This is a genomic window from Parathalassolituus penaei, from assembly GCF_026626885.1.
GTDB lineage: Bacteria > Pseudomonadota > Gammaproteobacteria > Pseudomonadales > Oceanobacteraceae > Oceanobacter > Oceanobacter penaei.
This window is the reverse complement of sequence record NZ_JAPNOA010000009.1, coordinates 70462-97132: the sequence shown is the minus strand read 5'-3', so window position 1 is coordinate 97132 and position 26671 is coordinate 70462. Positions and strand designations below refer to the sequence as shown.

Annotated in this window: 22 protein-coding genes; 12 read left to right on the top strand and 10 right to left on the bottom strand. The window is 57.6% G+C overall.

The window, feature by feature from the left end; genetic code table 11:
• Nucleotides 1-20: 20 nt before the first annotated feature.
• Together OUO13_RS02630 and OUO13_RS02625 are read right to left on the bottom strand one after the other, a co-directional pair.
• The gene (locus OUO13_RS02630) at nt 21-326 is read right to left on the bottom strand and encodes a hypothetical protein (protein ID WP_283172293.1); all 306 of its coding nucleotides are present in this window, start codon (nt 324-326) and stop codon (nt 21-23) included.
• A complete protein-coding gene (locus tag OUO13_RS02625; protein ID WP_283172292.1) occupies nt 266-1621 on the bottom strand; it encodes an extracellular catalytic domain type 2 short-chain-length polyhydroxyalkanoate depolymerase in 1356 nt (451 codons plus the stop codon). The genes OUO13_RS02630 and OUO13_RS02625 overlap by 61 nt, the downstream gene beginning before the upstream one ends.
• A 227-nt stretch (nt 1622-1848) precedes the next feature.
• Between OUO13_RS02625 and OUO13_RS02620 the strand changes: the two genes are divergently transcribed.
• The gene (locus OUO13_RS02620) at nt 1849-2334 is read left to right on the top strand and encodes a GNAT family N-acetyltransferase (RefSeq protein WP_283172291.1); all 486 of its coding nucleotides are present in this window, start codon (nt 1849-1851) and stop codon (nt 2332-2334) included.
• Between the two features lie 149 nt (nt 2335-2483).
• On the opposite strand, the gene OUO13_RS02615 is transcribed toward OUO13_RS02620, so the two are convergent.
• Complete coding sequence (locus tag OUO13_RS02615; RefSeq protein WP_283172290.1) at nt 2484-3023, bottom strand: SEL1-like repeat protein; 540 nt, start codon at nt 3021-3023, stop codon at nt 2484-2486.
• 301 nt (nt 3024-3324) lie between these two features.
• Here OUO13_RS02615 and OUO13_RS02610 point away from each other — a divergent pair, with 301 nt between their 5' ends.
• Entirely contained in the window at nt 3325-4221 is an 897-nt protein-coding gene (locus OUO13_RS02610) for a LysR family transcriptional regulator (protein WP_283172289.1), read from the top strand.
• Between the two features lie 6 nt (nt 4222-4227).
• Here OUO13_RS02610 and OUO13_RS02605 read toward each other — a convergent pair whose 3' ends face one another.
• The gene (locus tag OUO13_RS02605; RefSeq protein ID WP_283172288.1) at nt 4228-4644 is read right to left on the bottom strand and encodes a VOC family protein; all 417 of its coding nucleotides are present in this window, start codon (nt 4642-4644) and stop codon (nt 4228-4230) included.
• A gap of 114 nt (nt 4645-4758) precedes the next feature.
• Between OUO13_RS02605 and OUO13_RS02600 the strand changes: the two genes are divergently transcribed.
• Together OUO13_RS02600 and OUO13_RS02595 are read left to right on the top strand one after the other, a co-directional pair.
• Nucleotides 4759-5910 (top strand): hypothetical protein, encoded by a 1152-nt coding sequence (locus OUO13_RS02600; protein ID WP_283172287.1) that lies wholly within the window; start codon nt 4759-4761, stop codon nt 5908-5910.
• Between the two features lie 235 nt (nt 5911-6145).
• A complete protein-coding gene (locus OUO13_RS02595; RefSeq protein WP_283172286.1) occupies nt 6146-6886 on the top strand; it encodes a carbonic anhydrase in 741 nt (246 codons plus the stop codon).
• Nucleotides 6887-7400: 514 nt separating this feature from the next.
• On the opposite strand, the gene OUO13_RS02590 is transcribed toward OUO13_RS02595, so the two are convergent.
• Nucleotides 7401-8594: a YbfB/YjiJ family MFS transporter gene (locus OUO13_RS02590; RefSeq protein WP_283172285.1), complete on the bottom strand. Its 1194-nt coding sequence runs from the start codon at nt 8592-8594 to the stop codon at nt 7401-7403.
• 115 nt (nt 8595-8709) lie between these two features.
• Here OUO13_RS02590 and OUO13_RS02585 point away from each other — a divergent pair, with 115 nt between their 5' ends.
• From OUO13_RS02585 to OUO13_RS02570, 4 genes are all read left to right on the top strand, one after another.
• On the top strand, nt 8710-9513 hold the full coding sequence (locus OUO13_RS02585) for an AraC family transcriptional regulator (protein ID WP_283172284.1): 804 nt from the start codon (nt 8710-8712) through the stop codon (nt 9511-9513).
• Nucleotides 9514-9641: 128 nt separating this feature from the next.
• Entirely contained in the window at nt 9642-10544 is a 903-nt protein-coding gene (locus OUO13_RS02580; RefSeq protein WP_283172283.1) for a methylenetetrahydrofolate reductase, read from the top strand.
• A gap of 1134 nt (nt 10545-11678) precedes the next feature.
• Nucleotides 11679-12341, top strand: a complete 663-nt coding sequence (locus OUO13_RS02575; protein WP_283172282.1) for a hypothetical protein — start codon at nt 11679-11681, stop codon at nt 12339-12341.
• Nucleotides 12342-12441: 100 nt separating this feature from the next.
• On the top strand, nt 12442-12963 hold the full coding sequence (locus tag OUO13_RS02570; RefSeq protein ID WP_283172281.1) for a hypothetical protein: 522 nt from the start codon (nt 12442-12444) through the stop codon (nt 12961-12963).
• A 61-nt stretch (nt 12964-13024) separates the two neighbouring features.
• Here the strand turns inward: OUO13_RS02570 and OUO13_RS02565 are convergent, their stop codons facing one another.
• From OUO13_RS02565 to OUO13_RS02555, 3 genes are all read right to left on the bottom strand, one after another.
• Nucleotides 13025-14275 carry a dicarboxylate/amino acid:cation symporter gene (locus tag OUO13_RS02565; RefSeq protein WP_283172280.1) on the bottom strand — a complete coding sequence of 417 codons (1251 nt, stop codon included), beginning with the start codon at nt 14273-14275 and terminating at the stop codon, nt 13025-13027.
• Nucleotides 14276-14563: 288 nt separating this feature from the next.
• Complete coding sequence (locus tag OUO13_RS02560) at nt 14564-15946, bottom strand: nicotinate phosphoribosyltransferase (protein WP_283172279.1); 1383 nt, start codon at nt 15944-15946, stop codon at nt 14564-14566.
• A gap of 789 nt (nt 15947-16735) precedes the next feature.
• A complete protein-coding gene (locus tag OUO13_RS02555) occupies nt 16736-17803 on the bottom strand; it encodes a bifunctional nicotinamide-nucleotide adenylyltransferase/Nudix hydroxylase (protein WP_283172278.1) in 1068 nt (355 codons plus the stop codon).
• A gap of 158 nt (nt 17804-17961) precedes the next feature.
• On the opposite strand from OUO13_RS02555, the gene OUO13_RS02550 reads away from it, so the two are divergent.
• Nucleotides 17962-18702 (top strand): NUDIX domain-containing protein, encoded by a 741-nt coding sequence (locus tag OUO13_RS02550; RefSeq protein WP_283172277.1) that lies wholly within the window; start codon nt 17962-17964, stop codon nt 18700-18702.
• A gap of 438 nt (nt 18703-19140) precedes the next feature.
• Here OUO13_RS02550 and OUO13_RS02545 read toward each other — a convergent pair whose 3' ends face one another.
• Nucleotides 19141-19539 (bottom strand): rhodanese-like domain-containing protein, encoded by a 399-nt coding sequence (locus OUO13_RS02545; protein WP_283172276.1) that lies wholly within the window; start codon nt 19537-19539, stop codon nt 19141-19143.
• A 617-nt stretch (nt 19540-20156) separates the two neighbouring features.
• Here OUO13_RS02545 and OUO13_RS02540 point away from each other — a divergent pair.
• Entirely contained in the window at nt 20157-23057 is a 2901-nt protein-coding gene (locus OUO13_RS02540; protein ID WP_283172275.1) for a DUF2339 domain-containing protein, read from the top strand.
• A gap of 159 nt (nt 23058-23216) precedes the next feature.
• Nucleotides 23217-25112, top strand: a complete 1896-nt coding sequence (locus tag OUO13_RS02535; protein ID WP_283172274.1) for a B12-binding domain-containing radical SAM protein — start codon at nt 23217-23219, stop codon at nt 25110-25112.
• 24 nt (nt 25113-25136) lie between these two features.
• Here the strand turns inward: OUO13_RS02535 and OUO13_RS02530 are convergent, their stop codons facing one another.
• Complete coding sequence (locus OUO13_RS02530; RefSeq protein ID WP_283172273.1) at nt 25137-25898, bottom strand: SDR family NAD(P)-dependent oxidoreductase; 762 nt, start codon at nt 25896-25898, stop codon at nt 25137-25139.
• Between the two features lie 214 nt (nt 25899-26112).
• Between OUO13_RS02530 and OUO13_RS02525 the strand changes: the two genes are divergently transcribed.
• On the top strand, nt 26113-26607 hold the full coding sequence (locus tag OUO13_RS02525) for a DUF1294 domain-containing protein (RefSeq protein WP_283172272.1): 495 nt from the start codon (nt 26113-26115) through the stop codon (nt 26605-26607).
• Nucleotides 26608-26671 lie beyond the last annotated feature (64 nt).

The window sequence follows — 26671 nt, the reverse complement described above, 5'->3', positions numbered from 1 at the left end:
GACGGCTGGCCCGGATCAGGTCAGTTGGCCGGGCAGTTGCCAACCCGGTAATGCCCGGCAGCCGTACGTTGCAGTGTGACCGCCGTATCGCCATCGCCCCACAGGTCGCCCAGACGCTCGTCCGAGCCGGTGACGCGTACCGACCAGGTCAGGTAACTGTTGTAGGCGCGCCCGGTCATCAGGTGTTCGTTGATGGTGCCAAACCAGGGGTCACAAATGGCGGGTGGTGCGCCGGTGGTGCGGCTGACGGTGGTGCTGGTGGCGATCACCGCCTGACTGGAATCGAGTTGTTCCAGCTTGTAGAAATATCGACTGCGGGGTTGCAAACCACGGTCAGAAAAGCTGCCATTTTGCAGTGGTTGGTCGCCGTTGAGGCGCTCAAACGGGCCATTGGCCGAATGGGAGCGGTACAGGTTGTAGCGGCCGTTTGGGGGGGTGGCCAGTGCAGGGCAATCATGCGGTCGCTGTTGTCGGCGGCGGTTAAGGGCAACTCGGCCGCTGACGACGATTCGGCAGGTGCAGGTTGTGCCTTGAACGCGCTCGCCAGCTGGCCGGCCATATTCCAGACCGCCCGGATTTGTGGGCTGTTGCGGCTGGCGTAGTCGGCTTGTAGCGCCAGCGGGTCGCTGTAACCCCACCAGTCCCAGCAACCTTTGGGATTAAAACGCACGCCGTTGCTGTTGGTGGTTTGCGGGTACAGCACCACCAGACGGTTGCTGTCGGCCCAGGCGTTGTAACCCGCCGAGCGGTAAAAACGGTCCTGAATGGTTTCGGCGTTTTGCAGGCAACCGTGAAAGGCAATGTGCAAACGACAGACTTCACCGTGTTCGCAATCGGCGGGCACAAACAGATAGGCCGTGGCCGCCATTCCGGCGTCGCTGCTGGCCCACTGGTTCTGATCAAACGCCAGAATATGACCTTTTAATGCGCCCTTGGCGCGCGGTTTCAGGCTGCCGTAAATATGCTGCAACAGCAGTCCGGCACCGTCGTACGCGCAGTTATTGATAAAATCGCCGCCGTTCAGCAGGCAGTCCTGGGCTTGCGGGTTATCGACAATCTGGGCGTGCCCGGCATCCTCATTCGACTTGTAATACACCAGCCCCGGTAACGTCAGCTGCTGGTAATACTGGTCGAGCGCATCCATGGTGGGTTGTTTCACGACACCGTCGTTATAACCGGAATACAGCCAGACGCGGTCACCGCGTTGTTCCTGCGGATCATCTATCAGGTGATTACGATAGGCATCGGCCAGTCGTTGTAACGATGCCTCGGCGTCGGCTTCACCACTCATACAGACATTCAGCGCCATGCCCACACCGGTCAGCTGGTTGCCGATGCCCGCGCATTGATACGGGCCACCGGCAAATACCCCCACTCCCACAATCTGGCTGGCGTGGGCTGCATGCAACTGGACTGCCATAAAGCCGCCGGATGAAATCCCGGACACCGAGGTCTGGTTCAGGTCGATATTAAGGGCGGGGAGTGCACTGGGCGAGTTGAGCGGTTGTGAGTCGGCCTGTAGCGGGGTGGTGGTGATCAGCACCGACAACAGCAATAGCCCGGTTCGCAGTAAAGGGCTTACAGCCGAAGCTGGCAGCAGGCGAAAAACGGGCTTGGGCATGTTGAACCTCCGTGTCAGAACCAGCCGGGCGGAAACAGGTGCCGGGATTGTGCCTGAAGCCGACAGAGAGTGTCAGATTTTGTGAGCCGGGTAGAAGTTGACGGCCCGCGAGGTGGTATTTGCCCTTAACGACATCAGGGCTGTTATCCGGCCACAGGCAGAGTAGAGTGGCGGCATAAATCCAATAACAAAATCCTGACCCCATCAGGCCCAAGGAGTGAGTTCGTATGTTGTGTCGCCCGGTGACAGCGGAAGATATTCCCGCTATCTGTGCCATTCCCTCTACCCGCGAAGAATTGTTTTATGCGTTTCCTGCTGCTCAGGAGTTTCCGTTAACTCCGTCAACGCTGGAGGCGGCGATTGCTGCCCGTTCGGATTCCACTGTGGTGGAAATTGCCGGGCGTGTCGCCGGATTCGCCAACTTCGACAAGTGGGGGAGTCAGGGCTGCACCATGGGCAATCTGATGGTGGATGCCGATTATCGCCGTGCCGGTGTGGCGGCGTTTCTGATTCGGCATATGGTGGGGGTGGCGTATCGCCAGCACGGTGCGCAGTTGCTGGCGTTGAGCTGTTTTAACCACAACACGGCCGGGTTGTATCTGTACCACAGTCTGGGGTTTCGTTTGACCGGGATGGAGCCGCGTCAGGATCATCGCCAGCAACCGGCGATGTTGTTGAATTTTTTGTTGGATAACCGCGCTGCGGTGGTGTGATTTTAAGACGCCAGATCCGATCGCGGCCCGGCCAGACGGTGTTTCTCGTATCCATGCTACCGAGGCGGTGAAAGTATTCAGAGTATCCCTTGAAGACCAGGTCTCCCAAATTTAAGTCCTGATCTGGCGGGTGCGGAAACTGGTGGCGTCTATTCCGCTGCCAGCCCCAGTTTGTGCAGGTATTCCCCGGCTTCCGGAACGCCTTCAGCGTTGGCACGTTTGAGCCAGTGAATGGCCTGTTCGGGATTGCTTTGGATACCTTTGCCTTCGTACAGCGCGACGCCGTAGTGGTAACGGGCGAGGGCGGCGTAACCGCCGATTTCTGCATCTTCTGCGCCCATGCCCATCAGTTCGGTGGAGCGCTTGAGATCGCGCGGCATGCTGACCCCAGCTTCGTACATTTGTGCCAGCCAGATCATGGAGTACACGTCGTGCCAGCGGCTGATGCAGTCGTTAAAAATCGCCATGGCGGCCTTGTGATCGCCGGTTTTTTCGGCGGCGTAACCGTACAGGCATTTGATGCGTTTGCTGGAATGTACGTAGTTTTCATAGCTGAGCTCGCTGACGCTGTAGTCGATATCAGGGTTCTGATCGTCGTCAACGCTGGTACTGGCCGTGCTGGTTTCGGCCAGCAGGCTCAGGGGCATTATCAGTAAAACGCTGGCTAACAGGTGTTTGAAGCTGTTCATGGAGTTCATCGCCTGATGCGTGGATGGTTGCAGGCAGATTACCCCGTGGTGTCGAGCGAATTGTCAGATCTCTGTCAGACTTGATGGTGAGCAGGAATATTTTTCTGCAATGTTTGATCGTCAGGATTCAACAGCCCGGATTGGCCAGCCTGGATTCTCCATCCCGAATTCGACAGCACAAGGTCTGTTGTTCATGCCAGCAATGAACCGGGTGCATCAATACGGCGGTATTTGGCCATCGAGTGGCGGTTAAAATGCGGTATTCAGAATCCTGATTCATTTATCCCCTGTGAGAGAGTTGATGAAGCGCGAAGATCTCAGTGATCTGGCGGTGTTTATGACCGTGGCAGAAGAGTGCAATTTTACGCGGGCTGCGGTGCGTCTGGGGGTATCACAGTCGGCGGTCAGCCATGCCATTCGCCGTATGGAAGACTCGATTGGCGTCAAGCTGTTGAACCGTACCTCGCGGCGGGTGAGTACCACCGACGCTGGTGAAAAGCTGTTGGCGGCGCTGAAACCCGGTTTTGGCCAAATCACTGCCCGTATCGAAGAATTGCGCCTGATGGGCGATGCCCCGCGCGGTCTGGTGAGGCTGGCGGCCAGTAAAACGGCTGCCAAGGCGGTGTTATGGCCGGTGTTGTCGCAGCTGGTGCGGGATTACCCGGAAGTGCAGATTGAACTGAACACCGAAAGCCGTCTGATGGATCTGACCGAAGACCGTTTTGATGCCGGTGTGCGTCTGCGCGAGTTTATCAGCCCCGATATGATTGCGGTGCGGATTGGCCCCGATATCAGTATGGCGGCGGTGGCATCCCCCGAGTATTTCCGCAAACACGGCGTGCCGACCCACCCGACGGATCTCGACCAGCATTTGTGCCTGGCCATGCGCTTCAGCGCACGGGCGTCGGCCTATGACTGGGAGTTCGATAAAAACGGCGAGTCCATCGTCAAGAAGGTGAATGGCCCGTTTATTTTTAACGATAGCGAGTTGTGTATTCAGGCGGCGCGCGAAGGTCACGGCATCTGTTTTGTGACCGAACCGGAGGTGCTGGAAGATATCCAGTCCGGCACCTTGCGCCGGGTATTGGCCGACTGGTGTCAGCCGTTTGAAGGGTTTCACCTGTGTTATTCCGGGCGTCGTAATGTCAGCTCCGCACTGCGACTGGTGATTGATCGCCTGCGTTTTGAACCGGCCTGACCAGCGTCAGTTGGCCCAGGCCGGATTCCACACCACTTCCCATACGTGGCCGTCCGGGTCCTGAAAGTAGCCGGAATATCCTCCCCAGAAGGTGTCGTGAGCGGATTTCAGAAGGTTCGCTCCGGCATTTTGTGCACGCTCCATAACCGCATCTACCTCCGTTTTTGAATCCACATTGTGGCCGATGGTCAGTCCGGTCGGGCAGGGTTCGCCCAGCGCCAGGCCGGTGTCATGGGCAATACTGGTTCGTGGCCACAGTGCCAGCCGCAAACCGGGTTGCAGGTCGATAAACACCACCGCACCGTACTCAAATTCCTGACCAATAATCCCATCGGTGGGGAAGCCAAGCCCATCCCGATAAAAGCGCAGAGAGGTTTGCAGATCACTGACACCGAGTGTGATCAGGGTAATACGTGGTTTCATGCTGGACTCCTGATATTGATGTTCTGCTCAATTTGGTGAACTGGTTAACATTCTGGCGGGGGCTGTCAGAGGCTGATACCATCACTGCGTGATTGTCCGACAGGGAATGTTGTTGTGAGAGCAATAGCTGTGCGTATTTTGGCTAAAACGCTGGTGGCTGTCCTCGGGTGGGGGTGTTTGCCGTCGTCGGTCGCCGCCGCTGCAGCTTGTCGTGCTGAGGCAGGTGATCCCGTTGGGCTGGTGGCGTATGAACGCTCACATCGCTATCGGGCGTCCGATGCCGATAGCAAGATCAGCAGCCGTAAGGCGGCGATGGCCGAAGTCAGTGCCCTCTTGCTGGCGGAGATTGGTGTGCATGTGGTGCAGGTATTCCAGAGTCGGCAGTACGCGAATGGCGCTCATTTTGCCAGCGAGGACATTGAGCAGGTTGCGGCAGGGGTGGCCAGTATCCGGGTGATGGAAGAACACTGGGATGGCCAATTTATGGATCTTCGCGCCTGCCTCAAGGTCGATCCTCAGGAGGTGCAGGAGAACCTGCAAGCGCTGGTTGATCAACGTCAGAGCCAGCAACAGCAACAAGAGCAGTTACAGCGGCAACAGGAACAGATTTCGCGTCTGCAGGCCGATCTTTCACGCATTCAGCAGCAGATGCAGCAGACCCGCCAGAGAGTGGATGAACAGTCGCGACAGCAGGCATTGTTGTCTGCCGTTGCTGCTCCGACCACCAGTGTCTTGCCCGCAACCGGTACCGGGAAAGTCGCCGCAGCGACGATGCCAGCATTTACCTCAGTACCCAAAAAACCACAGGCCAATCATGCGGAATTGGCGGTGATGGAGGCCGTATTACCGATGATTGTGGCGGCGCCGGATCACTCGACACCGCGTTCTGCCGTGCCGGTGATGCCTGCCATTACCGTCGGCACCCGTACTCTGAACCATCCTGCGGCCAATAATCTGGCCGGTATGGAGCTGGAGCCCGTTGGTTCATATCCTCTGTTTGTTCGTAATCGCTCCCGCGATCCCATTACGCTTGCGTTTCTTCCGCCAGAAAGTAGCCAACCGGTGCTGACACGTTCATTGGCTCCGGGTTTTGCCGGGCTTCTGATTCGCAGTAACAATGCCGAGTTGCGTATTGGTGGCCAGTGGCAGCTACAACGTTCCGGGGATTCGCGCCGGTTTGTTGTCAAAGACATGGCCGAATGGTCGGAGCGTATGCAGCGTTGGGAGCTGGATGCCGACTTGCTGGAGGTTGCCGCCCAACGTTGAGGTTCCCTCTCTGCTTGTCAGCGGTTGCGTGTCGGGTGTTAAAGGGGACCAATACCGGTCAACGCTGATAACGACTACGGCCTGTTGTTACGCGCCATTTTGAGAGTTTTGACTGTCTTTCCTGCATCAGATCCGCCGTTTTTCTGACACTGGCTAGGCTTGAAGCATGGGCGTTGCAGCCTCATTCGATTGGGCTGCAAACGGGCTTCATTCCTGACTTATCTGGATAACCAATATGTATAAAAAAATCCTGTTAGCGGGTGCTGTGATGGCATTTGCCGGTGTGCCTGTGGTGTTGGGGGCTGGTGCTCACTGGGAATACGAAGGTGCGGAAGGCCCTGAGCACTGGGGCGATCTGGATGCCGCTTACACGGCCTGTAAAGTGGGTAAAAACCAGTCGCCGGTGGACATCAGCGGTGGAGTGGATGCCGAGCTGCCGCCGATTACCTTTAACTACGTAACCCGTGGCGATACTGTTCTGAACAACGGCCACACGGTGCAGGTGAATTACCTGCCGGGCAGCTCGATTGAGGTGAACGGCCACAAGTACGAACTGAAACAGTTCCACTTCCATGCCCCGAGTGAAAACACCATTAATGGTGAGTCCTTCCCGATGGAGGGCCACTTTGTGCATGCCGATGCCGACGGCAATCTGGCGGTGGTAGGGGTGATGTTCCGCGAAGGTGAGATGAATGACACTCTGCAAATTGCCTGGGACCAGCTGCCGATGGAAGCTTCTGAACCAGAAGCCCTGACCGGTACATTGAATGCCGCGCGTATGCTGCCGGATAACCGCGACTACTATCAGTTCTCTGGCTCGCTCACCACGCCACCTTGTTCGGAAGGGGTGAACTGGATGGTGTTAAAAGGAGTGGTAACAGCGTCGCCTGAACAGCTGAAACAGTTTACGGCGGCTGTGCATCATGCCAATAACCGTCCGGTACAACCGCTGAATGCACGGGTGTTGATTCGTTAACGTCCAGCAGTGTTATGAAGAATAAAACAGCGTTTTATGGATTTGAGCATGTCTGGCATCAGGAATACGACAGTGCGCCCTGGTTCCCTCAGTCAAATCATCGAGCGCTGAGTTGGCCCAGCGTAGCTGGCTACCCAATGCCCATCTGGGCGAGCCGGAATTCACCGTAACGGCCGACCCGGCCGGGGCATGGATGCCCCGCAAGGCCCGTTGGCACAGGGATGTGCCATCGGGCCGGGGTCGAAACGCCGTTGTCGGTGAAGACCGGGAAAACGAGCCCAGTCGGGCAAAAGCAGGGGGAGGCCCGCCCGGCCGGGGGACAAGGTCCCCCAAGAGGGCAGCGGTGTATCCAGTTACCAAGTCGCCGATATAACGCAACAGTGCAACGCGGAATCCCGGCTCGCCCAGATGGGCATTGGGCAGCCAGCTGCGCTGGGCCAGGTTGGAACTCGGAGCCCGAACTCGCAGTTTTATTCCGGATGCTGATCATGCAAGCCAATATCGAAAAACCGTTTCACGCGCTGGCTTGTGGGCCGCGCCATAACAGCACCAACAGAAACATGCCCAGCACCATCATCACTCCGGCCATTAACAACGAGCCTAGGTAACTGCCGGTCGCTGCGGCGATGTATCCGGCAATGGCCGGGGCGGCTACCTGCGAAATTCCATAACTGATGGTCAGGCGCGCCATCGCCTTGGCCGGATTATCCGGGAACTGGCGGCCAATCAGGGTCAGGGTCAGGCTGACGATACCCACAAAGGTGCCGCCGTATAACACCGCGCTTAACAGGTTCCAGGCCACACCGTCACTCAGCAGCGGCAGCGCCATCGACACAATTTGCAGGCCGTAAGCCAGCAGCAGGGTCGGGAAGTCGCCGAGGGCGCGGTTGATGCGATCCCACAGGAATGACGACGGCAGTGCCGCCACACCCACAATCACCCATACCCAACCACCTTTGCCGGTTAACATCGGCAGGTCTTCCAGAATCGCCACAATAAAGGTGGCGCTGATCACGTAACCAAAACCGGCGCAAAAATAGGCGGCAATCATCAGCCACATCCAGCGTGCGGGCGGTGCCGCAACCGCTGGGCGTGTCTGTTGCTGGTGGCTGTTCATCGGTTGTGGCTCGGGCAGCCAGCACCAGGCCGGAATAAAAAACAGCAGCCCCAAAGCGCCCAGCACCAGCCATTGTTGATCCCAGGCCAACTGGCCGGCCATGGTGCCCGCTGCTACACCGGACACCACAATCCCTAACCCCATACCGGTGAAGTGCAGGCCCAGTTCCGGCTTGTAACCGTGACGGATCAGCCAGTTCAGAATCAGCCCGGATGCCAGCAACAGCCCGGCGGTGCTGGAAAATCCGGATACCAGCCGCAGTAAAGTCCAGAGCACGGCATCCTGGGTCAGGCCCATGGCGGCGGTGCTGAACAGGGCGATCAGCAGGCCCGCCCGGTAGATCACAAACTTGTGTTTGAGGTTGCTGATGGATGCCGCCAACAAGGCTCCGGCGATATAACCCACATAGTTGAAGGTGGCCAGCCAGCCACCGGCAACGGCGGTCAGACCGGCTTCATCGCGCATCACCGGTAACATCGGGGTATAAGCAAATCGGGCCAGACCCACACTGAGGATCAGCGCGCAGATACCGGCGCAAATCACCCGCAGGCGGTCGGCAGAGGTTGTTGGCAGGGGGAGGGCAACCGTCATGAATCACTCCGTAGTGGAAAGTGCTTTTATGGTAGCCTGACCCGATTGTTAACTCTGTCGATACACGGCCAACCAGTGTCGATGAAACGACAGCGCCAAGGCATTGGAGGTATTTATGTTGTCGTCGCGCCAGTGGCAGCGCATTGAAGTACCCGATATTCGTACCTTACCGGCACCGGTATACCTGCGCTCACAGGAACTGGCCGAGCGTGAGATGTTCCCGGTACACACCCACGATTGGCATCAGTTTGTGTACGCCACTGCGGGCACCATGGTGGTTACGGTCGGCGACTGCTGGTACGTGATCAGCCCCGAACATGCCATCTGGGTGCCCGCCGGAATGCCGCACACGGTGGGGGCCATGCATGGTGCGTCGTTCCGTAACCTGTATGTCGCGAGCGATGCCGCTGCTGATCTGCCAGGCGTTGGTACCCAGTTGCAGGTAACACCCCTGTTGCGCGAGCTGGTGCTGGAGTTCGAGCGCCTGCACGACCCGCATCTGCAACAACCGTACAGCCGTCAGATCAGTCAGGTATTGCTGGCCCATCTGCAACGTTTGCCATGCCTCGACTTTCATTTGCCGTGGCCACAAACCCCCATGTTACTGCGCCTGTGTGAGGCGCTGTTTCAAAGCCCGGCCGATGAGCGCAGCCTCGATGACTGGGGCAACCAGCTCGGTGCATCGGCGCGTACGCTCAGCCGCCGTTTTGAGCGGGAAACCGGCATTACTTTCCGTGAGTGGCGTTACCGGCTGCGGCTGTTTCTGGCGCTGGAATGGCTGGCCAACGGTCAGAGTGTCACTGCCGTGGCGCTGGAGCTGGGCTATAACACAGTGTCGGCGTTTACCCATATGTTCCATCAGCAGACCGGCAGCACGCCGAGCCAATGGCGTGGCCGTGGTGGGCATCCGGAATCCTGAGGGTAAACCTTCACAACCCCATCGACAGGGTGGCGATACCGGTAGCAGCTTTAAAGCAGGTGAGATGTCGCTCGGGCTCGGATACCATGTCGGTTTGACGCAAACAGACAAGAAAAATCGGAAACGACATGCTGGCAAATAAAATCCGGAATCGTGAAAGCGGCATCGTGCTGTACGGAATCGTACCGCCGAAAAAAGGTACCGACCCGCAACGCGTAGAAGAAATCGCGGCGCTGCAAAAAGCGCGTCTGGACAATCTGCCGATTGACGGCCTGATTCTGTACGACATCCAGGACGAAGCGGCACGTACCGCTGAAAAGCGTCCATTCCCGTACATCCAGACCCTTGACGCGTTCGACTACAGTCGCCAGCAGCTGGCCGGTCTTGATGTTCCGAAGGTTATCTATCGGGCGGCAGGCAAATACAGCGAAGCCGATCTGACCCGTTTCCTGCAAGACGCCGATGCCGATAACAACATGACCGTGTTTGTGGGGGCCGCCTCCCGTGAGCAACCGGTAACCATGAGCATGGATGAAGCCTACGCCCTCAAGCGTCGGGTGCGCCCGGAACTGCTGATTGGTGGTGTCACCATCCCGGAACGTCATCGCGCCAAGGGGGATGAACACCTGCGTGTGTTCGAAAAAATGAACCAGGGTTGCTCGTTTTTTGTATCCCAAGGCGTCTACGACCTGCAGGCATCCCTCGATTTTCTGTCGGACTATTACTACTACGGCAAGGAACAGGGCATCCCTCTGGCCCCGGTGATTTTTACCCTCACCCCGTGTGGCTCCATTCAAACCCTCGACTTTATGAAGTGGCTGGGCATCAGCATCCCGCGCTGGCTGGAAAACGAGCTGGTCAACGCCCACGACATCCTCCAGCAATCGGTAAACTACTCCGAAAAGAACTACCGCGAACTGCTGGCATTCGCCAACGAAAAAGGCATTCCGGTGGGCTGCAATATTGAAAGTGTTGCCGTGCGCAAAGTGGAAGTCGAAGCCTCGATTGAACTGCTGAACCGGGTGAGCTGAGCCGGGCGGGTTTACCGGTACGGTGGACCCTACTCGCCCAGATGGGCATTGGGCAGCCAGCTGCGCTGGGGAAATCCGGTGTTAACAGATACTGTTCGTCTGGCGGATACTCGGCTTGTTAATTGGCCAGGCTGCTTGCCCTCTTGTGGGACCTTGTCCCCCGGCCGGGCGGGCCTCCCCCTGCTTTTGCCCGACTGGGCTCGTGTTTCCGGTATTCACCGACAAACGGCTATTCGACCCCGGCCCGATGGCACGTCCTTGTGCCAACGGGCCTTGCGGGGCATCCATGCCCCGGCTGGGTCGGCCGTTGCGGTGAATCCCGGCTCGCCCAGATGGGCATTTTGTAGCCACCTTCGGTGGGCAAAGCCGGTGTGGATGGATACTGTACGTCTGGCGTCTGGCGTCTGGCGTCTGGCGTCTGGCGTCTGGCGTCTGGCATCTGGCATCTGGCATCTGGCATCTGGCATCTGGCCGGGCCGCGATCGGATCTTGCGTCTGGCGGATACTCGGCTTGTTAATTGGCCAGGCTGCTTGCCCTCTTGTGGGACCTTGTCCCCCGGCCGGGCGGGCCTCCCCCTGCTTTTGCCCGGCTGGGCTCGTTTATCCGGTTTTCACCGACAACGGCGTTTCGACCCCGGCCCGATGGCACATCCCTGTGCCAACGGGCCTTGCGGGGCTCCATGCCCCGGCTGGATCGGCCTTTGCGGTGAATCCTGGCTCGTCCAGATGAGCATTGTGCAGCCAGCTGCGCTGGGCGAAATCGGTGTTAGTTTGGGTGCTGTATGTAGGTCGTAAAAGCCGAAGGCGTCATACGACGTCCGGCTGCTGTCGAGAGGCTGTTTGCCCCGGCTGGGTTGGCCGTTGCGGTGAATCCTGGCTCGTCCAGATGAGCATTGTGCAGCCAGCTGCGCTGGGTGAAATCGGTGTTAGTTTGGTTGCCGTGTTGAAGTCTCGGTTATAAAACAATAAAGGCCCCATATGGATTTGTATCGGCAAATTATCAGCACTGACAGCCGCGAGTTTCCGGTAGATGCACTGTCGGATTACTCTCACTGTATAACCGTCGACTGGCGTGACGCAGAAAACGATGTTTTGTGCGCTTTTCGGGCGGCGGCTTCTGATTTTCGCCTGCCGTTGAATCTGCAATTGCTGAGCTGTGCTGGCGAAAAGACGCTTTCTGATGGCGTGCAGATGGTTCCATTACAAACCGGTGATTCGGTATCTGCCCAGCATGCCATGCTGATGGCGTTACAGGGCCTGTGTGGAGAGCGTCTTGCCATTCGTTATGTGCATGATGTTTTTGATGGTGACACCGTCTGTTTTATGGTCGAGACACCGGAAGTCTGGACTCGACTGGAACAAGAAAATCCGCATATTCGCTGGTTTTTTATCCCGATCGAGTTAATTCCCGACACCTTTACAACACCGGTTAGCCAACTTCACGCCGCTGCTCAATGTTTTTTCCATAACCGCTGCCCGGATAAAACAGGTGATGCGGCAGTGCCGAGTAGAGAGAAGGGTATGAGGGATATCTGGTTACTGGCTGCAACGCTTGTGGTCGCTCTGCTCTATGTGGCGTTGCTGTTTCTGCAGCCCTCTGGTGAAAGCTGGGGCCGGGGTTGGAATATGATCGCGTTTCTTTTTTATTCCTCGCCCGCAGCATGGTTGGCTGCCGCCATCGCGTTCTGGCGTCGTCGGATAGGCTCCGGTACTCGCCGAACCATGGCAGTCGCGGTTGCAACGGCAGGGGCTGTATTTCCACTGGTTTGCCTGCTGGTTATTCTGATCCGGGCGTAGGAGCATGATGCGGCCGAGTGTTTTGCTCGTCGGTTTTAGCGGACAATAAAGGGCATTCGCTGTCTGCCAGTGCACGTTGCCATGTGCCAGAGGATTCCATATGCCACTCCCGGTCGATACCCCCGTAAGCTCCAGCGTTCAGCCGTCGTTACTGCCGGTCTTCCTGACCATTGACCAGACCACGTCGTTGTTTCACTTGGAGGCTGATGGCCTTTCGATTTCGTTGCCGGTGGGTTATGAGTTGGTCGCCAGTCGTTATTTCCGTCATACGCCACCGAACTACGATGACATCGAATACGCGATCAATTACATCGAGGACGAGATCGAAAAAGTGGTGAAGCGGATTCCGGCGCTGAATGCCGAGTTGGTGACCGAGGTGGGTTTTATTCGCAGGATTGCGCTGCTGTGTGGTTGCCCGGATGAGCCGCAAATTCGTCTGGGGCGGGATACGCTGGAGCGTCTGTTCGGGCGTTACGCCGAAATTGCCGTGGGGCGGCCGCCGCGCGCCGATGAAACCGATGTATCTCCGACGTTTTATGCGCAGTTGCTGATTTTCCGGGAGTTTATGCACCATCTGAAATTCGAGCAGATTGTGATCAATCGGTCGGCAGTGGCTGACTGAGTATTTTGTTGCTGCAACGTTGATGTTGTCAGAGCCTCCATTGGAGGCTCTGTCGTTTCTGTTACCCCATTCGGTGATTCACTACCACGCTGGCGACAATATCGCCTTCAACGTTAACTGCGGTACGGATGGTGTCGAGGATACGGTCGATGGGCAGCAGGATGGCGATGGCTTCGGCGGGCAGGCCAACGGATTGCAGCACCATCACCATGGTGACCATGCCTGCACTCGGGATGCCGGGTGCGCCCATGGAAGCGACCATGGCGGTAGCCATCACAATCAGTTGCTGGCCGACCGAGAGGTCGAGGCCCATCAGGTAGGCGATAAACAGGGCGGCGGAGGCTTCATACAGGGCGGTGCCGTCCATGTTCATGGTCGCGCCCAGCGGCAGCACAAATCCGGCGATCTCCTTGCGTACACCAAGGTTCTGTTCCGCACATTGCAGGCTGATCGGCAGGGTGGCGGAGCTTGAGCTGGTGGCGAAAGCGGTGATCAGCGCCGGGCGCGCACCACGCCATAACCACAGCGGTGATCGGCGGGTGAACATCCACATCAGGCCTGGCAGTACCACCGCGCCGTGGGCGATGGTGATGGCAAATACCAGCACAATAAAGGTCGCCATGGTGGCCAGCAGATCCATGTTCTGGGTCGCCATTAACCGTACCAGCAAGGCCAGAATCCCCAGCGGGGCGAGTTTCATGATCCAGCCGATCATACGCATCAGCAGGTCGAGCAGTTCTTGTAACAGTTCAATCACCCGAGGATGACGGCCTCCGGCTTGTACCAGCGCCACTCCCAGGAATAACGCAAACATCACTACCGGCAGGATTTTGCCTTCCGCGAGGGCGGTGATCGGGTTCATAAACAGGCTGTGCAGAAAGCCCGCCAGAATCTCGGTGCCCGGCATGCTGGTGGCCTTGAAGTTCTGCATGCTGTCCTTGAACAGATCCAGCCCCATGCCGTCACCGGGGCGCACGATGCCCGTGGCGACCAGTGCCAGCAACATGGCGATGGCGCTGGTCAGCACAAAAAAGCCGAGGGTGATTTTCCAGACCTTGCCTGCTTGCTGGTGTGCTTGCAGGCTGGCGACACCGACCACAATGGAGGTAAACACCAGTGGAATCAGCACCATCTTCAGCAGGTCGATAAACAGTGTGGCGATCAGCCCGGCACCGTAGAGAATGTTGACGCGGCTGGCCGCTTGCGGGTCGACGCCGTTCAGCCAATAGCCCAGCGCCAGACCCAGCACCGCAGCGATGAGGATCTGCAGGTTCAGCCCTGGCCAGAATGATTGCCTGGTTGTGGTTGTCACGTTGGATTCTCCCTGTGAAATAAATGGGCCCAAACAGGCCCATGCAGGTGACTTTGAGCCATCTTATACCGCTTTTGCCAGCGTTGGGCCGGACTGGCCGCGACCAATATCGCCAATCCGGCGGGTATGGATGGATCGCAGTGTTGCGGTTATGGGGTGTCTGGGGGTGAGGTGTTCGGGAGGTATGCAGGTGGTGGCGGGTTGGCTGGCTTAAAAAACGCAGTCCCATCGGCGGATGGGACTGCGCGGTTTGAGGCTGGTGTTCAGGTCTGGTGTTCAGTGAAGCGGTTAAATGGCCTGGCGCCCGGCGCGGGCGCGGATCTCGTCAAACGAGTATTGCACCAGTAATTCGCCGTTGCGGAATACCGGCACCAGCAGGTTGGGCTGCAGGCCGAGCTGGTCTTCGCGAATGGTCTGGTACTGACCGTTGCTGCGGATCAGCGCCAGACGGCCGCGTTTGGAGCGTTTACCGGGGTCGGTTATCGGGTCTTTACTGATGTCGCGCCATTCGCCCTGCACACAAATCGCTGAGGCTTTCATGGCGAATTTCTGGGTGTCGCGGTTCACTTTCTGCAGTAATTCACCGCCCATACCAAACGCAAGGTTGTCGGCACTGATGCCTCGTGCTTCCAGTGCGGCCAATATGGCTTCGATGGAACGCAGGCTGACACCGTCGCCCTGAATCAGGCGGATGCAGTCGGGTAATACCCGGTAGCCCTTGCTGTTGGTGTGATAGCCGAACTTGTCCATCAGGTTTTCCAGTGCTTGTGGCACAACTTCCAGCGGGTTGCCGGAGTCGGGGCGTACCACCAGGGTGCCGCCCATGGTTTCGACCTGTTCTTTTAATTCGTCACCCCAGATGCGGTTGATGGCATTCCAGAGATCGTAGGAATCACTAACCACCGCAACGAGTCGTCCGGCGCCTCCGAACTGTTGCAGCATATTGGCGTAGGCGGCGGACTCGCCGTTTTTGCCCCAGCTGGTGATGGTGCTGTGTTCCGCCGCCGGAATCGAAAAACCCGGCATATTGGCTCTGTAATAACGCCGTGCTGCCACAATCCCGGAGAGGGTGTCGGTGCCCATAAAGTTGATCAGGTGCGCAGCGCCGCCCAGGGCTGCGGTTTCTTCCGAGCTGGCACCACGAGCGCCAAAATCGTGCAGTTTGAATGGCAAGCCGTCGAGGTTGTTGGCGGTTTTTTGCAGATAACGGCCAATCACCTGTTTGCATTGGTACGACAGGGTGGCAACGGTGGTTGGGTACCAGATGGCGCGCAACAGCGCGGTTTCAACATAACTGGTAAGCCAGGCACAGGCCGGATCGGTGTTGATCACCTGAACCATCACGTTGCCAGTGGGCAGCAGGGTGCCTTCGGCTACTGCCTGAATTTCGATCGGCAGAAAGCCTTTGTGGCTGTTCAGAATGTATTCCCAACCGGCGCGATTAAACGGTACGCCGTGGGCGCTGAGGATGGCATCGGCTTCGTTGATGTCATCCATGCTGATCGGACGGCACAGATACTGGCGGATAAAGGCTTGCAGCCCGAACACCAGGGTGTCGGCAAATTCGCCACCGCGGGATTCGATGTAACTGGATACGTACTGGGTGCCGGTCGGGTACTGGCAGTAGTGGGAGGTTTTGTAGGAATCGGTATTCAGAATCAGGTTGAGCATGACGGAGTTCCTCCTGTCGTGGGCATAACAGCGCTGGTCTGTCCGGCGCTGCGTTGGGTGTTGCCTTGCATGTCAGATAACGGTTCCCGTTGTCTGTGGTTACATAGTGGCTTAGTGCCACTATGTTGGCAATCAAAAAATCCGGAACTGGTTCATAGTGCCGATTGGTTAGGCATCCGTTGGTATTTTTACTCTTTGTTTCCGCATCGGATGGCAGAACAAGCTGCTCGGTTTGTTAATTAGCCAGGCTGCTTGCCCCGGCCGGGTCGGCCGTTGCGGTGAATTCCGGCTCGCCCGGATGGGCATTCCGTAGCCAGCTGCGCTGGGTGAAGGCCGTGTTGATTGATACTGTTCGTCTGGCCAGGCTGCTTGCCCTCTTGGGGGACCTTGTCCCCCGGCCGGGCGGGCCTCCCCCTGCTTTTGCCCGACTGGGCTCGTGCCTNCCCCCTGCTTTTGCCCGACTGGGCTCGTGCCTCCGGTTTTCACCGACAACGGCGTTTCGACCCCGGCCCGATGGCACATCCCTGTGCCAACGGGCCTTGCGGGGCATCCATGCCCCGGCCGGGTCGGCCGTTGCGGTGAATCCCGGCTCGCCCAGATGGGCAATTGGTAGCCACCTTCGGTGGGTTAAATCGGTGTGAATAGATGCTCTGTTGTAGTGTGGGCATTTATGCCCACAAGATCGGACCCGACGCCCGACGCCCGACGCCCGACGCCCGACGTCCGACGTCCGACGTCCGACGTCCGACGTCCGACGTCCGACGTCCGACGCCCGACACCCGACGTGATTCAGTGGCTGCCGAGCATGTCCTGAATAATGGAGTAGTGGTCTTCAAACATGTCTTGCGGGCGGATGTCGCCCAGCGGTACCCAGCGTGCCTGGCGGGCGTCGTCGCTGCCTTTTACTTTGGGCAGGGTCTGATTCGGTTCCAGTTCGATGTAAAAGGCGTGGGTGATGGTGCGGCCTCGGGCGGAGCGGAACGGGTCGTCGTAGACGTTCTGGCGTTTGATCGAGCCTTTTAATACAGGGGCTGGCACTTTCAGGCGGGTTTCCTCGCGTAATTCGCGCAGGCAGGCGTCGAGCAGGCGTTCGTTTTGATCCACAAAGCCACCCGGTAATGCCCATAACCCCTTGCCGGGATTGGCTTTACGTTCCACCAGCAGGATATGGCCGGACTGGATTAACACGGCATCCACGGTGACGAAGGTTGGTGCGTAGGGCGCGGCTTCCCAGGCCTGGCGATAGCGTTTTACGAAGGCTATTTCTTCACAAATCTGCGGGTAGCCGGATGACGTTGCGGCAAATTGCTGCAACCAGTCGAGTGTACCGGCGGGCAGAATATTCTGATCGCGATACGGCTCCAGACCATGGTTGCTGTCGGCCGGGGCGGGGCTGAAAAACTGTTCACGAATCGGGGTGGCGCTGATATTGCGTACGTTATCGACACCGATACTTTTCCAGTGGGGAAACAGGTTCAGGTAAAAACCGCTCTGGTCCTTCTGGTGGCCAATCAGGGCGATGCGTGCCGGTTTGTGCGGGGTGGTGTAGTGGGCAGTGACCAGTCCCGATACGGTGGTCTGCACGTTACGAACCCAGAGTTCATCGTTGTACGGAACGTCCATTAACGGCAGGCAGATCAGGCGTTGATTATCTTCCGCCGACAGGTTGGCGCGAATCATCTGTTCGCGTTCGCTGTGGTTCCAGGGATTGTGCGGGTTACGCGCCTGCCAGGCCGAACCGATCAGGATAATCAGCTGGTCAGCCTGGGCCAGTCCGGTTTGTACCACCTTGAGGTGACCGCTGTGGAATGGCTGAAAACGCCCGATAAACACTGCAAAATCAAATTCACGCTGCATACAGCAAGCTCCTTGCCGTGGGGGATATCCGGTCGGTCGATCCAGCCGGAGTGATTGTGTTTCAATCGCTGGCTGAATATTATTGGCGTAAAGCCACTATTGTCAAACCGGCTGCCATTTTTATAACGACCACGTCTCATCAGGACCACCACGCTGTTATGACCATTCAAACCGAACAGGAATATCTGGCGGCCTATCGGCCTGAACATTATCCACGTCCGCTGTTTTCGGTGGATGTGGCCATCTTTACGCTGCACGACGGTGTACTGAAAATCCTGCTGGTGCAACGCGCCGAACACCCGTTTGTGAACCACTGGGCGCTACCCGGCGGTTATGTGGATTTGAGTGCGGATGCCGATATTGCCGCTACCGCGCGGCGCAAGTTGCTGGCCAAAACCGGCGTGAATGCGCCCTTGCTGGAGCAGGTTGAAACCGTTGGCAACGCCACACGCGATCCGCGTGGCTGGTCGGTAACCACCCTGTATATGGCGCTGATTCCTTATGCTCCGACGACTGAGTTTATGGAATCGGTGGTGGATGCCCGCTGGTGGGCGCTGGATGAACTCGAAAACCTGGCGCTGGCGTTTGATCACCGCGAGTTGGTGGAGCTGGCGCGGGCGCGTCTGAAAAACAAGACGGCTTATACCGTGTTGCCTTTGCATGTGTTGCAGCAGCCGTTTTCGCTCAGTCAGTTGCAGCAGGCATTTGAGTTATTGCTGGGCAGTGAGTTGGAGAAAAAATCCTTTCGCCGCCGGATTCTGAATGCGGATTTGTTGCAGGAGGTTGGTATCGGGATTCCGGCAGGCGGTAAGGGCAGGCCAGCGGCGTTGTATGTGCCAGCGCCGGGTTCGGAGCAGCATCTGTTTGTGCGGGTGTTTGGGGAAAGCGGGGTGGAGTAATTTTTTTGTCTGGCGTCTGGCGTCTGGCGTCTGGCGTCTGGCGTCTGGCGTCTGGCGTCTGGCGTCTGGCGTCTGGCTGGGCTGCGATCGGATCTGGCTGCTACTCGGCTTGTTAATTGGCCAGGCCGCTTGCCCTCTTGGGGACCTTGTCCCCCGGCCGGGCGGGCCTCCCCCTGCTTTTGCCCGACTGGGCTCGTTTCCCCGGTATTCCCCGACAACGGCGTTTCGCCCCCGACCCGTTGGCACATCCCTGTGCCAACGGGTCTGGCGGGGCATCCATGCCCCGGCCGGGTCGGCCGTTGCGGTGAATCCCGGCTCGCCCAGATGGGCAATTAACTGCAGCCAGCTGCGCTGGGTTAAATCGGTGCAAATAGATGCTCTGTTGTAGTGTGGGCATTTATGCCCACAAGATCGGACACGACGCCCGACGCCCGTCTGTTAACAGCCACAGTCTCCGGTGGGTGCGTCGGTGCTGCAGTGGGCGTTGGCTCCGGCGGTTGGATAACCATCGCGACGCCACCAGTCGAGGCCGCCGAGTAATTCTTTTACCCGGAAGCCCAGCTCTGACAGTTTGAGTGCGCCTTTGGTGGAGGCATTACAGCCGATGCCATCACAGTAGGTGACATACAGCAGGGATTTATCCATGTGCGCGGTGGTTTCCGGATTCATGGTGCGATGCGGAAAATTGATGGCTCCGGGAATGTGTTCGGTGCTGTACGCGGTGGGCGAACGGGCGTCCACTACCACCACACCTTCGCCACGCTGCAGGGCATCGTAAAGATCCCATGAGTCGGTTTCGTATGCCAGTTTGGCTTGGTAAAAAGCAACCTGATCCATCGTAAGTCCTTGTAGTACGAGTTGATTTTTGAATACGCAGCTAGGGACCCTCTGAATAACTCGGTGCCCGCTCTGGCTTATCGGGATGGCGATGAATCACGAAGCCGGTTTGATGGCATAGCGGGCTACGTCAAAAACCGGCGACACCGAGTCATCGCCATCCCGAAAGCCCCGAAGGGCGCGGGCTGCAGCGCATTTGAGCGGTGTTGACGAACTTGAAAAGGACTTGTCATTTCGCTGCGTTCGTCGCCTTGCTCACACGCGCTGCAGCGCTCGCGCAGAGCTGTGCAGAGTTATTCAGAGTGTCCCTAACAATTGGTAAGCCTTGCCGATGCCAGAACCATACCGCAGTTTTTATTGATAAAAACCCTTTCAGATACGGAAGCTGCCGTATATGGGGTTATTGGCCGCTTTGGGAGTCTATGGATATCTGACGACTGTTTTATCAACAATGCTCTGAGAGCTAATCGGCATTCTGGATGAAAAATTGGCTACAGTGGGCCTTGTTCCAGGGCTGATGCTTCTGTTTCGAAAATGAATCCCGTTCAATGGCGGGCTGGCGCGCGATCCCGACAACAACAGCGCGTCGATTCTTTCCTGTTTCCGGGGTGGTGTAGATGGATGAACTGATTCCGCTGCTGGTGTTATTGCCACTATTTATTCTGGTGGCGTCGATTATGGGCTTTATTGCTTTTTTCAAAGTGAAAAGCCTGCAAGAGCGAGTGGACTTGCTGGAACGGCAAATGCGTGAAGGCGCGCGTCCGCTGGCCAAACCGGCTCCGTATACGGTGGCGACCAGTCAGCCTGACGGTGAAAGCCGGTCGGTGAATCCGGCTGCTGTCGCCGTTGATCCTGAACCCGGTTTTGCAGTGGACGATATCGCCGCCCGGGTTGAACGCGACGATAACATCGAGCGCGTGACCGAAGCGGGTTACAGCATCCGTGCTGATGACATGCCGAGAGGGCCAATTCCGGTGGCGGAACAGGCGCGGCAGTCAGACGACAATTCTGCTCTCTGGAATGCACCTCCGGGTGCTCAGCGTTCGGCAGCCCAAGCGGACTCGGCACAGCAACCACCCAAACGTTCGCCATATGCATTTGAACCGCAGGAGCCGGGTCTGCTCGACCGTCTGGCCGACAATTTCCGTCAGCATTGGATGATCTGGCTGGGTGGCATCTGTGTGGGTCTCGCCGGTGTGTTTATGGTGCGTTACTCCATCGAACAGGGTCTGCTGGGGCCTGAAGCGCGTGTTCTGTTGTCGTTGCTGGCCGGGGTTGGCTTGCACGGTGCGGCGGAATGGCTGCGTCGTAACAAGGGTCAGAACCCGGTGTTTGCTTCGTTGGCCGGTGGCGCCAGCATCATTCTGTATTCCGCTCTGTTAGCCGCGTTCCGGTTAATACCCGATACATCGCCCACGCTGGTGTTTGCCGCGATGGCGCTGGTGTCGTTTGCGACCATGGCACTGGCTCTCAAACAAGGGCCTATTCTGGCAGCGCTGGGCATGTTGGGTGGGTATCTGGTGCCGGTGCTGGTGAATACCGGTTCCGGCAACATCGCCGCCGCACTGGTGTATATCAGTATTCTGACCCTGTTCTCGTTGTGGCTGCTGGCCTATGTGCAGCGGCGCTGGCTGTTGAACGGTGTGATTCTGGGCAGTCTGGTGTGGTGGGTCTTTACCTTTGATGTCACACCGGATGACGGTGTGCGTTCACTGTATTTGCTGGTGCTGGCCTACCTGTTGCTGGCGGTGCCGCGGTTCGACTGGCTGTTGTTGGCGCGCAGTGATTATCACGACGACACCGACTACAGCGAAGAAGATCTCGATGATGCGCTGGCGACGGGCGCTGTTCAAAACGCTGGCTGGTGGTCGCGGCTGAAGGCGTTCCGACGCAACGCTTCTGACTGGCCGGTGTATCCCGCCTTGCTGCTGATTATGGGGGCGCAAACCATCACCTTGATGGTGGAGCATGTCGCGACGGCCAGTTATATCACCTGGCTGGGTCTGCCTGCGTTGCTGCTACTGATTGCCAGTCGCCGTGCCGAGTTCAACCCGCTGCCAGCCTTGATGTTGCCATTAATGGTGGCGGCGGCGGTGTATCCGCTGTTAACCGAGGTTGGCGATCAGCTGTTGCTGACCTTTGTGGATGTCGACACCCAGACCGCATTGGCCAGCCGTTTTGTTGTTCTGCTGGCGTTGTTTGTACCGGTGTGTGTCTGGCTGCTGCGGGCTGGTGTGGCCTATCCGGCGTTCTGGACTGCCCTGGGTGCTGCAACACCTCTGCTGTTGCTGGCGGTGAGTTATTACATTTTCCCGGACTTCCGCCACGATCTGGCCTGGGGGCTGGCTGCATTGGTGTTGGGTTCCGGTTACCTGTGGCTGGGTGAGCGCGAAGCGGTGGGGCGTGCTCGGGCCCTGATCTGTGTGATTCTGATCAGCGCCGGTCATATGGCGTATGCGCTGACCGCTGTGATCTGGCTCAGCGAAGCTACCCTGACGCTGGCATTGGCCGCACAACTGGTGTCGTTGGCCTGGCTGCATCAGCGTTATGACATTCCGCTGCTGGCCTGGGTGATTCGGGCGGTACTGTTGCTGGTGCTGGCGCGTCTGACCCTGAATCCGTGGTTGTTGACCTACGACAGCAGCACGCATTGGTCGCTCTGGACTTATGGTGGTGCCACCGTCTGTACCGCGCTGGCAGCCTGGGTACTGCGTGCCGAAACCCGGATGCAGCCGTGGTTGCAGGGTGGGGCAGCGCAGTTGCTGGTGCTGACCCTGGCAACCGAAGTACGTTACTGGCTGTATGACGGTGATGTGTTCCACTACGGTTTCGGTTTTACCGAAGCCAGTCTCGATGTCGGTATCTGGGGCTTTGCGGCTGTTATCTATTTCTGGCGTGCCGGTCAGCCAAGCAATATGCCACGGTTCTATCAATGGCTTGGCACCTTGCATCTGGCGGCTGCCAGTGCGGTGTATCTGTTTGTGCTGATGCTGGCGGAAAACCCGCTGTGGAGTTACGCACCGATTGGTGACACAGCAATCCTCAACCTGCTGTTGCTCAGTTACGGTGTGCCGACGGTCATCATGCTGATGCTGGCCCGAGTGCTGCCGAAGCCGCATGGCCGCACCGCCTTGATGGCCGCCGGGCTGAATCTCTGGTGGTTTGTGTCACTGGAAATTCGCCATCTGTGGAATGGTACGGTCAGCCTCAGTCATTCCACCTCGGATGGTGAGTTGTACACCTATTCGGTGGTGTGGCTGCTGATGGCGGCGGCGGCATTGGTGCTCGGCAGCTGGGTTCAGCGCCGTGGTTTGTATCGTGCTGGTATGGCCTTGTTGCTGCTGGTGGTCGCCAAGCTGTTCCTGATTGATATGGCAGGCCTGACCGGCCTCTGGCGAGTGGCGTCGTTTATGGGCCTGGGTCTGGCGCTGCTGGCGTTGGCCTGGTTGCATCAGCGACTGGGTGGCGTGCCAGCGGAACGGGTTGAAGACTCTGCTGATAACTCCGCCGCTGGATAATCAGCGGCGGACGGAACGTCCGCAGTGGCGATTAAAAACCGGTGAACGCTGTCTGCGGGCTACCGTTGGCCCGAATTCTTGTGGCGACACAGATGGAATTTTCACAAAGTCTGGTTAACTTGTGATCATTCTTACCTGAGTCGTCGCAAGGAAGTGGAGATGAATAACAAGAACAGTCGGGCGGGCTTTTTTCAGCAAATCAGCGATTTCAGCAAGGTGTTTCGCCTGAACACCGGCTCCGCCAATGGCCGTATTGATACGCGCCCAGCGGCTTCTCCCCATCATCAGGTGTTCCACCTGTTACTGATCAAACCCACCCGTTACGACGACGATGGTTATCCGATTCAGTGGGTTCGCTCCTCCATTCCATCCAATTCGCTGGCCTGCCTCAACGGACTGGCACTGGATGCCGCTGCGCGGCGGATTCTCGGTGGCGAGGTGGAAATTCGCGTATCGGCCTTCGACGAAGCCTGTGACATCCTCAATATCGATGAGCTGATCGAACGCGTCGAAAGCGCCGGTCAGCGTATGCTGGTGTGTATGGCGGGTGTGCAGAGTAACCAGTTTCCCCGTGCCATGGATGTGTCGCGTCGGTTCGCCAAACGTGGGGTGCAGGTCTGTATTGGCGGCTTTCACGTCAGTGGTGTGCTGAGTGTGCTGGGGCGATTGACGCCGGAGCTGGAAGAAGCTCAGCAGCTGGGGATTTCCCTGTTTGCTGGTGAAGCTGAATCCGGACGTTTTGACATCATCGTCAAAGACGCCTGGGCGCGTTCGCTCAAACCGCTGTACGACTACTGCAAGGAAATGGTGACGCTGGAAGACCAGCCGCGCCCGGTGTTGCCGGATGTGCTGGTGAAACGCAACTTCGGCAATATCAGCACCATCGACCTTGGCCGTGGTTGCCCGTTTCATTGTTCGTTCTGTTGCATTATCAACGTGCAAGGCAGAACCAGTCGTTCCCGCACTGCGGATGATCTCGAAGCGCTGGCGCGTCAGGCCTGGGCCAATGGCCATGAGCGGGTATTTATCACCGACGACGACTTTGCCCGCAACAAGAACTGGGAAGCGCTGTTTGATCGCCTGATCAAACTCCGCAAGGAAGAAGGGATTCGCCTGCGTTTCCTGATCCAGGTGGATACCCAGGCGCACCGGTTGCCGGGCTTTATCGACAAGGCCTATGCCGCCGGGGTTGAGCAGGTGTTTATCGGCCTTGAGAACATCAACGCCGACAACCTCAAAACCATCCAGAAACGCCAGAACAAGATCACCGATTACCGCAAGATGCTGCTGGAGTGGAAACGTTATCCGGTGGTGATCTGGGGTGCCTATATCATCGGTTTTCCGAACGATACCTACGATTCGGTGCTGCGTGACATCGACATCATCAAGCGTGAACTGCCAATTGATATTCTGAATCCTTCGATTCTGACCCCGCTGCCGGGCTCCATGGACCATAAACAGATGACCGATAGCGGTGAGTGGATGGACCCGGACCTTAATCGGTATGACCTGTCGCACCGCGTGACTCACCACCCCAAAATGACCGATGACGAGCTGGATCGTCTCTACAAGGCGGTGTGGGATCGTTATTACACCCCGGATCATATGGTGACGGTGATTCGACGGGCGTTTGCGATTGGCAGTAACAAAAAGGTGACCCTGACCCGCCTGCTGACCGCATTTGGTGTGGTCAGCAAGGTGACGGGCATTCGTTCCTACGATATGGGGCTGATCCGTTATGTGGCGCGGCTGGAACGTCGCCCTGGCTTGCCGATTGAAAACCCGCTGTTGTTTTATCCGAAAATGGCGTGGCGTCTGGTTAACACGGTGTACACCATTGCCCGCGCCAACCAGCGCTTGTTAAGTGAAGCCAACCGTATCTGGAAAAGCCCTGATCGCACCACCTACCGTGATGAAGCCATTACCCCGGTAGCGGTTGAAGACTACGAAAACCTCGATATGTACCAGCAGACCCGTGGCGTAAAAGAACAGGCCGAAAAAGCCGCTGCCAAACAGTTGGCTTCGGGAGCAACCGTATTCTTCCGTGAAGCCTGAGGGGCGCACGTGCTTAATCGGTTTCTACTGGGCCTTTTTCATAAACCGCGCCAGCGGGAAATAGGCCCAGCGTGGTAACACATCAATCACCTTCATCAGCCAGGTAAAACGCTTTGGAAAATGGATTTCAAAGCGTTTGCTCAGCAGCTCGTCGGCGAGAATCCGGGCGGCTTCCTCAGCCGGAATGATCATTGGCATGGTGAACTTGTTCTTGTCGGTGAGCGGGGTTTTGACAAACCCCGGATTGATCACCTTGACGTCGATACCGTCGTCTTCCAGTTCGATTTTCAGGCTTTCCGCGTAGTTGATCAGGGCGGCCTTGGTGGCGCAGTAAGGTTGTCCGTAAGGCAAGCCGCGATAACCGGCGACCGATGCACACAAGGCGATCTGGCCGAAACGCTGACGCTTGAACAGCCCTGTCACCGCGTGTACGGCGTTAAAGGCACCACCAAGATTCACCGAAATAATGCGGTTGATGAACGCGATGTCCTTGCCGTGGCGCTGATCGACTGAGTAATACGCCGCCATAAAAATCATGCTGTGCAGGGTTTCTCCCGCGGCTTCAATGGCGGCCACCGCTTCAACCAGTGATTGCGGATTACCCGCATCCAGCGGGAACACCCGGTGCCCACCACCGAGGCTTTCGTTCAGATCGTCCAGCTTGTCCTGGCGTCGTGCGGATAACACCAGTCGTGCTCCCTGAGCGGCCAGTTCACGTGCCAGTGCTTCGCCGATACCGCTGCTGGCACCAATAATCCAGACCTGTTTTCCATAATAAGGGCGCACGAAAAGACTCCGATGGTTGGGTGATGGCAAATAGGGAGGCGGCTATTGTAACGGCCGTTCGTGGCAATATGACGAATAAGTGGTGAGTATTTGAGAATTCCTGGCAAATACACTGGTGTTTGAGCGGAGTCTCAACCACGATGCACGCTTTGGAATCTCAGCTGCGTTGTTGTACGTCTGGGTTCTGTCTTCACTTTTTCAGACCGGCACCTTCATGACCGTAAAATCTGTATCCAGTAACCCTCGCAAAACATCCAGCCGTCCAGCAAGCCAGCGTTCTTCTGAAAATCGTTCTTCTGTGAAAAACAGTGGGAATCGGGGTGGTGCACGTACTCATCCGGCGTTTACGGCGTTGCTGGTCGCGGGTGGTTTTATCGGGCTGGTAGCGGTTCTGGCGCTGTTGGGCTGGTTGCCCATGCTGGTGTTGTATACCTATGCGGGTGCCAGCCTGGCGTTGTTTGCTCTGTATTTTATCGACAAACATTCCGCTCAGAATGGCAGTCGCCGTACACCCGAAGCCACCCTGCACAATCTGGCATTATTGGGTGGCTGGCCGGGCGCTCTGATCGCCCAGCAGCTGTTTCGTCACAAAACCAGCAAGGAATCGTTCCGACGGGTGTTCTGGGGCACGGTGGTGCTGAATATCGCTGCACTCGGCTATGTGGTATCGCCTTACGGCCAGCAGATCAGAGCTATGATCGCTAGCTGAGCACTATGCTTCAGGGCTAGTTCATCAGGGCTAGTTCATCAGGGCTAGTTCATCAGGGTTTGGA

Excerpts from the sequence above, each read along its gene's own strand:
- OUO13_RS02560 (WP_283172279.1), bottom strand. The coding sequence starts at position 15,946 with ATGCTCAACCTGATTCTGAATACCGATTCCTACAAAACCTCCCACTAC.
- OUO13_RS02595 (WP_283172286.1), top strand. The coding sequence starts at position 6,146 with ATGTATAAAAAAATCCTGTTAGCGGGTGCTGTGATGGCATTTGCCGGT.
- OUO13_RS02615 (WP_283172290.1), bottom strand. The coding sequence starts at position 3,023 with ATGAACAGCTTCAAACACCTGTTAGCCAGCGTTTTACTGATAATGCCC.
- OUO13_RS02545 (WP_283172276.1), bottom strand. The coding sequence starts at position 19,539 with ATGGATCAGGTTGCTTTTTACCAAGCCAAACTGGCATACGAAACCGAC.
- OUO13_RS02625 (WP_283172292.1), bottom strand. The coding sequence starts at position 1,621 with ATGCCCAAGCCCGTTTTTCGCCTGCTGCCAGCTTCGGCTGTAAGCCCT.
- OUO13_RS02585 (WP_283172284.1), top strand. The coding sequence starts at position 8,710 with ATGTTGTCGTCGCGCCAGTGGCAGCGCATTGAAGTACCCGATATTCGT.
- OUO13_RS02555 (WP_283172278.1), bottom strand. The coding sequence starts at position 17,803 with ATGCAGCGTGAATTTGATTTTGCAGTGTTTATCGGGCGTTTTCAGCCA.
- OUO13_RS02540 (WP_283172275.1), top strand. The coding sequence starts at position 20,157 with ATGGATGAACTGATTCCGCTGCTGGTGTTATTGCCACTATTTATTCTG.
- OUO13_RS02550 (WP_283172277.1), top strand. The coding sequence starts at position 17,962 with ATGACCATTCAAACCGAACAGGAATATCTGGCGGCCTATCGGCCTGAA.
- OUO13_RS02570 (WP_283172281.1), top strand. The coding sequence starts at position 12,442 with ATGCCACTCCCGGTCGATACCCCCGTAAGCTCCAGCGTTCAGCCGTCG.
- OUO13_RS02590 (WP_283172285.1), bottom strand. The coding sequence starts at position 8,594 with ATGACGGTTGCCCTCCCCCTGCCAACAACCTCTGCCGACCGCCTGCGG.
- OUO13_RS02525 (WP_283172272.1), top strand. The coding sequence starts at position 26,113 with ATGACCGTAAAATCTGTATCCAGTAACCCTCGCAAAACATCCAGCCGT.
- OUO13_RS02535 (WP_283172274.1), top strand. The coding sequence starts at position 23,217 with ATGAATAACAAGAACAGTCGGGCGGGCTTTTTTCAGCAAATCAGCGAT.
- OUO13_RS02605 (WP_283172288.1), bottom strand. The coding sequence starts at position 4,644 with ATGAAACCACGTATTACCCTGATCACACTCGGTGTCAGTGATCTGCAA.
- OUO13_RS02610 (WP_283172289.1), top strand. The coding sequence starts at position 3,325 with ATGAAGCGCGAAGATCTCAGTGATCTGGCGGTGTTTATGACCGTGGCA.
- OUO13_RS02580 (WP_283172283.1), top strand. The coding sequence starts at position 9,642 with ATGCTGGCAAATAAAATCCGGAATCGTGAAAGCGGCATCGTGCTGTAC.
- OUO13_RS02620 (WP_283172291.1), top strand. The coding sequence starts at position 1,849 with ATGTTGTGTCGCCCGGTGACAGCGGAAGATATTCCCGCTATCTGTGCC.